The following is a 12,405-nucleotide window of genomic DNA, read 5'->3' on the forward strand; positions in this document are numbered from 1 at the left end:
CAGGATAAACGACAGCAGGATGTCAAAACGTTAATTTGTTGACGGATCACACAAGTTTCCACAAATGTTGCGGTTAGGAATTTCTCTGCCTCGTTCAGGAAAATTGAGCCTGAGTCCTCACGGATGGACGTGCGCACAACGATTCAATTCAGCTGGTTCGTGTTGAAAAATGAATTGGGCAAAGGCTTCAGCGCTGATTCAACGAGGACAAGAAAAGGACTGGAATTGTTCTCCGGTCCCTTTTACTGTTCTGCTTTTTTATGTTTTTTCAAGGCTTCGATTTCCTGCGGCGTACAGTTCCGCCACGCTCCCGGCTGCAGCGTTTCATCCAGCTTCAGCGGGCCCATCGTCAGCCGTTTTAAATATACGACCTCGTTATCGCAGGCGTGCATCATCCGTTTCACCTGATGAAATTTACCTTCCTGAATTGTCAGCAGAATGATGTGCTTTGCCGTCTGCCGAAGCGTCGCCGGAAGGCAGACTTCCTCATCGCTGATCCGGATTCCCGTTTGGATGGCCGCTTCATACTGCGGATCCCAGGGTCTTTCCAAATGCACCTCATAAGTCTTATCGACATGCTTTTTCGGCGAAAGCAGATCATGCGCCAAAGCGCCGTCGTTGGTGATCAGCAGCAAACCTTCGGTATCAATATCCAGCCGCCCGACCGGAAATAAGTCGGAGCGGTTCGTTTTCAGACAATCCAGCACGGTTTCATAACGGCTGTCCTCCGTAGCGCTGATGACCCCCTGCGGTTTGTTCAGCATGATGTAAACTTCGGTTTCATAAGTGACGATCCGGCCGTCGACCTGGATCTGATCCTGCCGTTCGTCAATTTTCTGATCATCCTTTTTTACCCGCTGGCCATTGACCACAACCCGGCCCTTACGGACCAGCTCCTTAACCTCTTTGCGGGTGCCGAAGCCGGCATGCGCCAGGAATTTATCCAGCCGCATCATCGCACAAACCGCCTTGTCATCCGACGGACCATCGCCGGCAGGCTCATGTGGAACAGATGCTGCGGCAGCCGGAAGAACGCCGTTGTGATGACGTATGTCAACATGCCCAAAATGCCATAGGCCGCTAACTGCAATACGCCGACGACCCGGGATGTGTTCACCACGGTCAACCCTACCCAGCGCAGCAGAACAAAACAGCCGTTCATCGCGATCAAGCCGATCGCAATCGCGCCCAAGCGCCGCCAGACACGCGCATACTGGACTTTGTATTTCTTCTTGATCAGATTCAGGTTCAGGAAAATGATGACCAGCGACGTCACGACGCTCGAGGTGATCGCGCCGCTGAAGCCGGTATATTTCACTAACGGAAAGAACGTGATCAGCTTGACGACAAAGCCGATGATCAGATACAGGATGCTCTGGCGGCGAAAGCGCAGCGACATCATTAACGAGCTGCAAATCGGCGACAAAGTGCCGGTTAACGCCAATAATGAGCTCCATGCCAGCATTTCGCTGCCCAGGCTGAGATTTCCTTTGCCATACATGATGTAATAGATCGGCGAAGCCAGCGCGAACAGGCAGAAGCACAGCGGCGCGCCGATATACAAAACGGTGTCCAGACAATCCAGAACATTCCGCCGCAGTTCTTTAAAGTTGCGGTTTTCCAGCGAAATTGTAACATACGGAACAATCCCGGTCGAAAAGCCTAAAGCCAGCACCTGCGGAATCGAGGTCAGCTTGTTGCACTGCACCTGAATGATGCCCAGCGCCAGCTTGGCGTCCTCATAACTGCTTCCGGCGGACGTCGCCGTATTGATAAAAAAGTTATTGTTGACAATATTCATACTGTTACCCAATAACGCCGTGATCAGATACGGTAAGCCAAACAGAAGCAGCTCCTGAAACAGCTCGCCGACTTCCTTCGGCCGGCTTGTCTGATGCCGCGCCAGCTCCTTGATCGGCTGGTAATGCTTGCGGTCGTAGATCAGGTAATACGCGATCGCCGCGATCGCCGCCAGCGAAGTGGACAACACCGCCATATATACGGCGAAAATATTGTTCATATCCAGAATATAAACAAAAAAAGCACCCAGCGCCAGGAGGGAAACAACCCGGGTCAGCTGTTCCAGCACCTGCGAGAACGCGTAAGATTTCAAATCTTTTAAACCCTGGTAAAACCCGCGGAATGAGCTGAGAAATGGCACGCAGACAACAGCCAGCGACAGGATCATGAAGACATTGCGCAGAATTGCGACATCCTCCGGGGTTTTCTTCGCCCCCAGCACCGAAGCCGCCAGCGGCCCGGATACCATGATGAACAAGACCGCCATGACAAATCCGCTTAAAAGCATCAGCGCCATCGACAGCTTGCGCACCAGAATGACGGTTTTATAATCCTCATTATTGGAATATTTTGCGACCATCGCCGCGACCGCAAATGGAATCCCGGCTGAACAGATACTTAACAGGATATCGTAATACGTATAGGCGACGCTGTAAAACGACATATTCGCTTCCCCGGCGATCGCTGTAAACGGGACGACATAAAGAAGTCCCAGTGCTTTGGAAATAAAGATCCCGGCCGAGCTGGTTAACGCCCCGGCGATCAACGATTGTTTTTTACCCTTGGTCATGATTACTCACTGTCGTCCTCATCCTCCGCCGGCAGATCGTCGTGCGTCTCTTCCGGCTCTGGCTGCGGGGTTTCGTTCTGATTTTCAAAATCCCCTGTCAGCTGCAGGTATTCACGAGTTTCCTTCAATTTGGCGTAATCCTTCCACAGCACCAGCACATTCAAATTCACAGTCGGCGAAGCACTCTCTCCGCTGGCCATCAAGCCCTTCACATAGCCCAGCTTGGGATAGACCTGATGGGGAATCAGCGAATATTCTTCATTTTCCAACAAGCCGACCGACGGCGCGATCACTGCGGTTTGGGAATAATCCACCGCCTCGTCGATCACCAGCATCTCCACGTCAACCATGGCGACCTGCGGATTATCGAGAATGACATAATACCGGTAAGTACCGTCAGGAAGCTGGTTCATGACGACTTCGAGATCATAAAAATCCGATTTTTCCTGAAATCGGTCCATCTCCATAATGGATTTATAGTAAGCAGTATACAGCTGCATTTTTTCCGTACTGATTTGATTCGGATCCTTTTTAGAACAACCGCCGATCACAAACAAGGCAGCGGCCATCAGGCAAAGTATCTGTCTGCGCATAAACAACACCTCCAGAGTATTATAACATAAGACGTTAAGCTTACAAAAGGATTAATTCCCGCTTTTGTCTCCATCCCGCCAAAATTCGTCCGGCCGCGCTTCAAAGTCCTGACTTAATACAACCCTCAAAGAGAAAAACTGAAGCAGATAGACGACCCTGGGGAACGACTTTCTCCCTGATGGTCTTTTCACTTCGCAAGATGGAAAGAAAAAGAAACTGCTTCTTTTCCCCAGCAGCCTGTGGAAGAATCAGTTTCTCCTTTGCTTTAGCGCTCGGCCTTTTTCTTGAAGGTCCGGCACAGCGTTTCATGATCGCAGCATGGCTGAATGCATTCGTCGCAGCCAACTTCAATCTTTTCAGCGGTGCATTCGCATTGCGTGTTGTATACGCAGGTCTTGACGTTGCACCCGATCCGGTTCTTATTCATCGTCATCGCCTCCCGCATTTATCCTTCCCGTTTCCGCCGATTTTATCCGGTAGACGATCATCCCGCTGAAGCTGTACAGCTGTTCGGGTATCACGGAGAAATGCGAGGTTGCCAGCTGGACCGACAGGACGTCGTTTTCACTCAGCTCCGCCAGAAATTCGTTCAGGCTGTCGGTCAGGTCATCCTCATGCTGCTCGTCAAAGACTTTCACCTGGATCATGTTTCTCACCCTGCTTCAGCATACCCGCAGGCCCTGGGCGAAATTTGTCTAAAGCAGGGCGTGCTGCTGCATAAAATCATGCAGCGCCTGTTTTTCCGACGGATCCAGCGGCACTAACGGCAGCCGCACTACGTCTGTGCACCAGCCCTGCAGCGCGAGCATCGCTTTGATATCTGAAGGCGAGGAAACTTTGAAGATCTGATTGCTGACCTGCTTCAGGCACTGATCCAGTTCGGTGTTCTCCACGCCGTATTGGTAATCTTCCCAGATCTTGACGATCATCCCCATGACGCAATGACCGGCGACCGAAACGATCCCGCTGATCCCCTCGCGCAAGCCTTCCAGAAAGTAGCCGTCTTCCCCGCTGAGAATCTGCACCTGATCATTGGCCATCAAGATTGCCCTGACCATCTCCATGTCGTGGCACGCCTGCTTCAAAGCCCGGATCTGGGGATAATCCTGAGCCAGACGGATCACGGTTTCCGCGCTTAACGCCACGCCGGAGCGCTTGGGTACATTGTAAAGCATGAGCGGTTTCTCACTGACGCGGGCGCACGCCGCGAAATGGGCGTATAACCCCTGCTGGGACGGCCGGACATAATACGGACACACAAGCATGATCCCGTCGACCGGTTCCGTATTGACCCAGCGGATGAGATCCAGCGTCTCTGCAGTGTTGTTGGTCCCGCATCCCATCCAGACGCAAACCCGCCGATCACTCTGCTTCAGCACGCAGCGCAGCACCTGTTGTTTTTCTTCCCGGGTTAAGGCGCTGGCCTCCGCCGTCGTTCCGCATACGACAAACCCGTCGCAGCCCTCCGCGATCAGCTTTTCGACGAGGTTGCTTAACGCGGTTAAATCAACCTCCCCGGATTCCGTCATCGGCGTGATCAGCGCCGTCATGCAATGGCCCAGCTTCATTGTGATCCCTTCCCTTCCAATAACAGCGGCTGAATCTGGCGGTCTTCCAGCGCGGCCTGCAGCGTGGCTTCGATCAAGCGCCAGTCGCTGACCAGACTGTTCGGTTTATGCACGTAGTCATCCTGTCCAAACGGCACGAAAAACAGATGCCGCAGCTGTTTCAGTCGCAGCAGGTTAACCCCCGAAAGACCGAGAAAATCATTGGACGCAATGCCCAGCACCAGCGGTTTCTGATTGCGCAGTAACGCTTTGGCCGCCAGGGTGACGGGCGTATCGTAAATTCCCAGCGCCAGCTTGTTCAGCTCGGTGGCCGTTATCGGCGCGATGACCATCGCGTCAAAATGGTCGATCGGACCGGTGCGCTCGGCTTCCTGCAGCGTCGTCATCACCGGCTTGCCCGTCAGACTCTCCAGCTGTTTTACCCGCGCGGCGGCCGTGCCGAAACGGGTATCCAGACGCGCGGTATTCTCGCTTAAAATCATCGTAACAGGCCAGCGTTCAACCATGTCCGTCAGCTGTTCGATGACTGCGGCATGATTGCAGAAGGATCCGCACATTCCCCATAGAAGCTTCATCGTTTCACCTCTTTCAAAATCACGTCGGCCAGGATTTCACCAGCGCTCTGCCACGCCACGATCCCCGGCAGCGGCGGCGCGGCGATGACGTGCGTATCCTTGCGCTTATACACGCGTTCGCTGACGCCGACCGCCCGCGAAGCGATATCAATGATCAACGGCTGTGTCTGCCAGCCGGCCACCATCGCCTCGCTGATCACCTCGATGGGCGCGGTGTTGATCACGACCGGCCACGGCTGCTGAAACTGCCATTCCTGCAAAGGGATAAAGGCGTACGGCAGCAGCGAGGATTCAGGATGCGCATGCGCGGAAACAATCCTGACTTTTAGCCCCAGCTGATGAAACAGTCCGGCAATCGCCCGGCCGCAGTGCCCGAAGCCGATCACATCGTAACGATATTCCGCCAGCGAGCGCGGCGTATTCTGGATCACCATCGCCAAAATTCCCTCCGCCGTTAACGCCGCGTTGGCCGCAACGACCTCCTCCCGTGCTAAAAGTGAGATCACCGTCTGCGGCAGCTTCTTAATGTACGGCGTGATCACTCCCGTAAAAATCAACGTTTCCTTGCGCAGCGACGCAAAGAAATCCTTCATGCAATACCCTCGTTTTTTGAGTTCGATAAATCCGTCGTCGCTGACGCCCTGAATCGGCAGGATGACCAGATCCATTCTGTTCGCCATCCGTTCGATCTGTTCCATGTCTTTTTCACACCGGCCTTCCTGGACCTGAATCCCGGCCGACCGTAAACGCTGAATGATAATTTCCATTCGCTGGTCATTCACAAACACGACCGCTTTCATGGATGCACCTCCTCTTGTATCCCATTCTATGACAAAAAAAAAGAAGGGTTCCTGTCCCTTCGGTCCTTGCCGAGGGAAACAAACCCTTCCTGATCTTTCAACGCTTTTTCAGCCCGATGATCGCTCGCCCTTTCCCATCTTGTTCTTAATGACAATCTTCTCTTTTTGGCGCGGGATTGCGATTATTGGAAGTCGCAGACAAAATAGTTCTTCTTGCCTTTGCGCAGAATCGTAAATTCCTGATTAAATGCCTCGCTGCGGCAGACCGGCGTCATCGGATCCGTCACCTTTTCACCGTTGACCTGAATGGAACCGCCCACGATCCACTCGCGGCCTTCGCGCTTGCTTTTCGCGATGCCGCTCGCCACCAGCACGTCCAGTAACGGCTGCTTGTCCTCAATCGTAAAGCGCGGCATGTCGGAAATCCCCTGCTTCAGTTCCTCGACCGTCAGATCCCTGAGATTGCCGCCAAACAGCGTCTGCGCGATTTTAATCGCAGTGTTGTACGCTTCTTCGCCATGGATGAACGTGATGACTTCCTTCGCCAGCGTCTTATGCGCTTCGCGTAAATGCGGTTCCGTCCGGTTCTTTTCTTCCAGTGCTTCGATTTCCTCCCGGCTTAAGAAAGTTAAAAACTTCAGGTAATCAATGACCTTGCTGTCCTCGGAGTTGATGAAGAACTGGTACATTTCATAAGCCGACGTCTTGTTGATATCCAGCCAGATCGCATGACCGTTGGTCTTGCCGAACTTCGTGCCGTCCGACTTGGTCAACAGCGGCATCGTAAAGCCATAAGCTTCCTGTCCCGTCTTCTTGCGGATCAGCTCAATCCCGGCCGTGATGTTGCCCCACTGGTCCTGACCGGCCACCTGCAGCGTGCAGCCCTTATTTTCATGCAGCCACCAGAAATCCATCGCCTGCATCAACATGTAAGAGAACTCGGTATAGGTGATGCCGGCGTCCAGACGGCGGCGTACGATATCCTTGTTCAGCATGTAATTGATATTGAAGTATTTCCCATAATCCCGCAGAAAGTCAATGAAGTTGATGTCCTTGTACCAGTCGTAATTGTTGACGACCTCAAAGCCGAAGACTTTCTCCGCCTGCTTTTTCAGGCATTCATAGTTGTGATTGACTTCTTCTTTTGTGACCATCGGCCGTTCCGCATCCGGCTTCGGATCGCCGATCAGCCCGGTGCCGCCGCCGACCAACAAGATTGGATTGTGTCCGGCGTCTTTTAAACGCTTGCTGATGAGAAACGATGAGAAATGCCCGATGTGCAGACTATCCCCGGTCGGATCTGTCCCAATATAAAACGTCATGCCTCCGGCGTTCAATTTCTCCCGCAACTCCGGCGAGCTGACATCTTTGATCAATCCCCGCCATTCCAGTTCTTCATAGATACCCATTTGATTTTTCCTCCTTCAAAATAAAAAGACGCCCCCATAAGGACGTCTTTGCGCGGTACCACCTTAATTCATATCCCTTGGTTTCTCAGGATATGCTCTTCTTCATAACGCCGAAGTCCGCGTCCTATCTTTGCCATAGGAGGCTCCGAGGTGTATTCCCCTTTTCCTGCTGCCTTTTCGCACCACCCAAAGGCTCTCTTCCAGCATTCCAAGGCTACTCTTTCTCTTCCCAGCCTGTTAGAGCTATTATAGCCGCAGACCGGTGAAGATGTCAATCACAAAGTCGACTGCCGCGGTGTAAACAGATAGCTCAATTCAATTTCTTTGTCGATATCGTCGGTATTTTCCTGCAGCATCTTCGTCATGACGCGCATCGAAACCGCGCCCAGATCATAGGACGGAATCGCAAAGCTGGAAATCTGCGGCCGCATCATCGAATTGTATTTCGTGTCGATGACGCAGACAATTTCCATTTCCTTCGGAATGTCGATGCCGTTTTCCTTGGCCGCGTTGACGACTGCGATCGCCTGCGAATCCCGGTTGGCGATAATCAGGTCATGCTTGTGATCCTGCAGATAATCCTTCATGAAGTCATACGACGTGCGGTACTGACCCGGAATCTCCAGATAGCCGTTGAATTCCAGACCTTTGGTTGCATACGCTTTCTTCGCGCCGTTGATCATCTGATCAATGGAATAGCCGTTTTTGCGGTCCTGAATAATTGCGATGTCACGCTTGCCGCCTTCCAAATACTTCATGACCAGCTCATAAACGGCGTTCTCAATGTCGACGTAGACCGAGCTGATCTTGGCGTCGGACACCTTGTTGCCGATAATCACGATCGGTACGTTGTATTTGGTCAGCGTATTCAGTTCTTCGCGCATCAGCTTGTCGTTATAAATGACGACGCCGTCGACCCGGGACTTAATGATATTTTCAATGATATCGTTGATCTCGTTGATGCCTTCGGTCGTCGTGTGAAGCATGATGTTGTATTTATAGATTTTCGCGACGTCCAACAGTCCGTTGATGATCTGGCCGGTATACGTGAAGCTGGCCTCCGGAATCACCAGCGCGATCGTCGTCGTCTTCTGCAGAGCCAGCCCCTGCGCAATCGCGTTCGGCTTGTAGCCCAGTTTTTCAATCGCTTCCTCGACCTTTTGCTTGGTTCCGCCCTTAACGACGTTGCTCCCGTTGATGACGCGGGATACCGTGGCCAGGGAAACGCCGGCTTCGTTAGCTACATCATAGATTGTTACTCTCTTCATGCTCTGCACTGTTCTCCTTTTCTTCTTCGTTTTCCGGTTTGGCTTCCGGTTCAGCTTCCGCGGCCGGCTGCGGTCTTAACCAGTTTTTCAGCGCGTCGACCGTCTTTTCCGCGACGTCGATCGTCACATCCTTGGCTTTTTCAATATTCTGCTGCACTTCCGGCTTGCTTGTAAAGTCCTTCACAGCACGCTGTCCTTTTTCAACCAGAGCGGCTGTGCCGTCTTTGATCTGATCGACTTTTTCCATCAGATCTTCATTGTTTTTCAGCTCGTCCAGTCCGCTCTTAACGCAGCAGGATACCTTTTCACTGACGTCGCTGACTGATTTTTTGATATCCTCAACGGCTTTGTTCAGCTTCGGATCCGTCTTGATGTCGTTAAACAGCCGCTGAGATTCCGCTACGGCCTTATCGGTCGTGGCTTTGACCTGGCTCATCGTTTTGCGGTAGGTGTCGCTGTCCTGAACCTGAGCCGTTAACAATTTCAGCTGATCGATACCCTGATTCAGAATTTCGATGGCTTTCTTCGCCGCTGCCTGGATCTTTTCCTTGACTTCCGACGACTGCTGACTGCCGGCGTCTTCCGCCTCACGGTTGATTTCTTCGATCTGTTTTTTCAGATCCTCTACCGTTTTTTCCACTTCTTCGTCCACTCGTTTGTTTTCGTCACTCATGTTCTGTTCCTCCTTCACTCTGAGTTTTAGGTTCGTCGCTTTCCGTCGGGACTACTGCCGCGGGTTCCGGCTGCGGCGCCGGTTTCTTCTTCGCTGAGCGCGCGGCGGCCGCCTCCCTGGCGCTGTCGAGATTCCCGGCCATAAAACCAGCCATATTTTTGACAGCTCCCACAGCACTTTCCTGAACCTGGTCAATCGTTGAAGATAGCCGGACCACTGTGTCCAAGGGCGCCTGAAGCTTGTCAATGCTTTTATCTACCCCCTCCATCGCGGAACCCGCCTTCTGAACCATGACCGTTAATTCCTTAATAAATGTGACGCAATGGCGCAATAAATAAATAAGAAAACAAAGTACAGCGACCCCCAGAATCGGGACCAGCTGTACTGAAACTTTATACATGGCCGCCAATAGTTCGTCCATCAAAATCACCTCAAGTGTATTATACTCAATTATGAAAAGATTTTCAATAAATTTGATAGCGCTTAACCTTGCGATTGTTCAGAAAATTGTATTGAAGCTGATAAAAGATGGAAATGACGGGCTTTTCTCACGTTTCGACAGATATCCGGAATGTGAAGATTCGGCGAAACTTTTGCACGGATTTGTTTTCTACCCTGTTTCGTTCCCTTTTTGAACTTCGTCAAAGCATGCTCAACAGCCAATATAATAAAGATCCCGACTCGCTGGAATCAGGATCTTGTATGCTGTTTCGGATTGATTTAAATCAGATGATATTCTTCCAGCAGTTCTTCGATCACCGTGCCCTGGATTTTTTTCAGACCTTTCTTTTCAAGCCAGTGAACCAGCCACGGCACCTTGATGTCTTCCAGCTTGCGGCCATCCAGCATCTTATAGGTCGAATCCATCAGAACGCGGACATCGTACACCGAGTTGAAGACCTCCGGCACGCCGCGATCAACATTTAAGAGCGTATAGACCGCTTCCATGCCGGTGCGGACAGAGTATTCCGTGGTGAACACCGTATCGCGGACGGTATCGGCAAACTGTCCGATGAATGCAAAGTTCACGCAGCCCTCCGGGACAACCTTCGGGCGATCGCCTGCTGTGCGCGGCATGAAGAAGGCGGTGATATACGGCATCATGCATGGGATGCAGCGGGCGGAATTAACCGCCATGTCATGAATCTGATCCTCTGGCACGCCCAGATGATACAGCCATTCCTCCGTGATTTCCGTACCGGTGCACTCGCGCATCGGCTTCTTCACGTAGTTGCCCGGAACATCGCCGAACAGGCCGTAAACCCAGACGACCAGCTGGTCCTTCGGCTGATCCTTGAAATGCGGCTGGCGGTTCAGCGTGTAGCTCATCAGCCAGTTGGAATCCTTGACGGTGATGATACCGCCGGTGACGACCTTGCCGCTGAACGGATCACGCTTGCAGATCTTCTGGATATACGGCGGGATGCGGTCATCCAGCGTGGTGACGGTCGCGGATTCCCAATAGGTCTTATCGGTCTGCGTGCAGAATTTATCCGGATGTCCAAACGCCGGATCCTGCGCCGCGATGTTGCGCCACAGCTGCCAGCAGCCGCCGTTTTCAGTGTTGAACTGCGGCGCGTGGTCATTGTCGCCCAGACTGGAATTTTCCGTGCAGCTGCCGTTGGTCACGAAGACAAGATCGTTTTCCGTCAGCGGGATCGTAGTTTCCCGGCCTTCCCGGACGCAGACGATTCGGCGGGCCACCTTCTTTTCCCCGGTGATCTCAAATTCCACATTGGTCACGCGCGTCTCATAGTCAAACTGCACATGATGCTCTTCCAGATATTTTACCATCGGCAGGATCAGGGATTCGTACTGATTGTACTTCGTAAATTTCAGCGCGGAGAAATCCGGCAGGCCGCCGACGTGATGGATGAAGCGCTGGATATACAGCTTCATTTCCAGGGCTGAATGCCAGTCCTCAAACGCGAACATCGTGCGCCAGTACAGCCAGAAATTACTGGAGAAGAATTCGTTGTCGAAGACGTCGGTAATCTTTTTATCATAGAGATCCTCGTCCTTCGTGAAGAACAGCTTCATGATCTCCATCGCCGCTTTGTCGCTCAGACCGAATTTGCCGTCAGTATGCGCATCTTCGCCGCGGTTGATCGTCGCGCGCATCAGCGAATAGTTCGGGTCGTCCTTGTTGAGCCAGTAGTATTCATCCAGTACGGAAACGCCTTCGGTTTCTAAGGACGGAATGGAACGGAACAGATCCCACAGACATTCAAAGTGATTTTCCATTTCCCGGCCGCCGCGGATGATGAAGCCCTTCTGCGGATCCTTGATACCATCGCAGGCGCCGCCGGGCAGCTTGCCTTCCTCAAGAATATGGATGTGCTCGCCCTTCATCTGGCCATCGCGGACCAGGAAACATGCCGCGGACAAGGCCGCCAGTCCCGAGCCGACCAGATACGCGGACTTGTTGTCAACCCCTTCCGGCTTGCGCGGATGTGCAAATGCTTCGTAGTTACCATTGCTGTAATACATTCTCTATCTTCCTCCTGTTTGTTTTTTTCTAACCGTCTTCAGCTTACTTCTTCCTGACCTCTGCCGCCATAGACACCGCCAAGAGCCTGTATAAAATTCCGACAGACAAAAAAATCTGTCCTGATTTTAGCCAAAAACGAACAAATGTCAAAAAACAGGAAAGTCAGAACGGGCTTGTAGAAAAACATCTCTGTTTCTTTCCCTATTTTCAAAATCGGCTATTCTCCTTCTCTTTTTACGTTTCCTTCACACCGAACAAAGTTAGCACAAAAAAAAGGTTCTATAAATTTTGGTGTTGGTGGAAACCAAAGCCTTTTTTTCTTGAGCATAAAAAAAGAGACATAGGTAAGAATTTCCGTTACAATAAAATCACCACAAATTACAGAAAGGAAATCTCACTATGTCCATTACTCATTCTATCGTATCTGTTCTCAATTT

The 12,405-nt window shown here is 51.8% G+C and carries 13 protein-coding genes and 1 other annotated feature; all 13 genes read right to left on the minus strand.

Annotated elements, in window-relative coordinates; genetic code table 11:
• Positions 1 to 242: 242 nt before the first annotated feature.
• Positions 243 to 953 carry a pseudouridine synthase gene (locus I2G61_RS14750; protein ID WP_072683640.1) on the minus strand — a complete coding sequence of 237 codons (711 nt, stop codon included), beginning with the start codon at positions 951 to 953 and terminating at the stop codon, positions 243 to 245.
• Entirely contained in the window at positions 953 to 2,590 is a 1,638-nt protein-coding gene (locus I2G61_RS14755; protein WP_072683432.1) for an oligosaccharide flippase family protein, read from the minus strand. The genes I2G61_RS14750 and I2G61_RS14755 overlap by 1 nt, the downstream gene beginning before the upstream one ends.
• Before the next feature lie 2 nt (positions 2,591 to 2,592).
• Positions 2,593 to 3,183: a hypothetical protein gene (locus tag I2G61_RS14760; protein ID WP_072683433.1), complete on the minus strand. Its 591-nt coding sequence runs from the start codon at positions 3,181 to 3,183 to the stop codon at positions 2,593 to 2,595.
• Between the two features lie 266 nt (positions 3,184 to 3,449).
• A complete protein-coding gene (locus I2G61_RS14765) occupies positions 3,450 to 3,611 on the minus strand; it encodes a DUF1540 domain-containing protein (RefSeq protein WP_072683434.1) in 162 nt (53 codons plus the stop codon).
• Complete coding sequence (locus tag I2G61_RS14770; RefSeq protein WP_072683435.1) at positions 3,604 to 3,831, minus strand: sporulation protein Cse60; 228 nt, start codon at positions 3,829 to 3,831, stop codon at positions 3,604 to 3,606. The genes I2G61_RS14765 and I2G61_RS14770 overlap by 8 nt, the downstream gene beginning before the upstream one ends.
• 48 nt (positions 3,832 to 3,879) lie before the next feature.
• Entirely contained in the window at positions 3,880 to 4,752 is an 873-nt protein-coding gene (dapA, locus tag I2G61_RS14775; protein ID WP_072683436.1) for a 4-hydroxy-tetrahydrodipicolinate synthase, read from the minus strand.
• Entirely contained in the window at positions 4,749 to 5,327 is a 579-nt protein-coding gene (locus I2G61_RS14780; RefSeq protein ID WP_072683437.1) for a dipicolinate synthase subunit B, read from the minus strand. Before I2G61_RS14780 ends, dapA begins: the two co-directional genes overlap by 4 nt.
• Positions 5,324 to 6,127, minus strand: a complete 804-nt coding sequence (locus I2G61_RS14785) for a dipicolinate synthase subunit DpsA (RefSeq protein WP_072683438.1) — start codon at positions 6,125 to 6,127, stop codon at positions 5,324 to 5,326. The genes I2G61_RS14780 and I2G61_RS14785 overlap by 4 nt, the downstream gene beginning before the upstream one ends.
• A gap of 182 nt (positions 6,128 to 6,309) precedes the next feature.
• Positions 6,310 to 7,536, minus strand: a complete 1,227-nt coding sequence (tyrS, locus tag I2G61_RS14790; protein ID WP_072683439.1) for a tyrosine--tRNA ligase — start codon at positions 7,534 to 7,536, stop codon at positions 6,310 to 6,312.
• Positions 7,537 to 7,571: 35 nt separating this feature from the next.
• Positions 7,572 to 7,776, minus strand: a binding site (T-box leader).
• 35 nt (positions 7,777 to 7,811) lie between these two features.
• Positions 7,812 to 8,804, minus strand: coding sequence for a LacI family DNA-binding transcriptional regulator (locus tag I2G61_RS14795; RefSeq protein ID WP_006060268.1), 993 nt, complete (start codon positions 8,802 to 8,804; stop codon positions 7,812 to 7,814).
• Positions 8,782 to 9,477, minus strand: a complete 696-nt coding sequence (locus I2G61_RS14800) for a hypothetical protein (protein WP_072683440.1) — start codon at positions 9,475 to 9,477, stop codon at positions 8,782 to 8,784. Before I2G61_RS14800 ends, I2G61_RS14795 begins: the two co-directional genes overlap by 23 nt.
• Complete coding sequence (locus tag I2G61_RS14805; RefSeq protein WP_072683441.1) at positions 9,470 to 9,898, minus strand: hypothetical protein; 429 nt, start codon at positions 9,896 to 9,898, stop codon at positions 9,470 to 9,472. The genes I2G61_RS14800 and I2G61_RS14805 overlap by 8 nt, the downstream gene beginning before the upstream one ends.
• 299 nt (positions 9,899 to 10,197) lie before the next feature.
• Entirely contained in the window at positions 10,198 to 11,967 is a 1,770-nt protein-coding gene (locus tag I2G61_RS14810) for an oleate hydratase (protein ID WP_195548411.1), read from the minus strand.
• Positions 11,968 to 12,405 lie beyond the last annotated feature (438 nt).

The sequence above is a fragment of the Holdemania sp. 1001095H_141210_F2 genome (assembly GCF_015558105.1).
Classification (GTDB): Bacteria; Bacillota_I; Bacilli_A; order Erysipelotrichales; family Erysipelotrichaceae; genus Holdemania.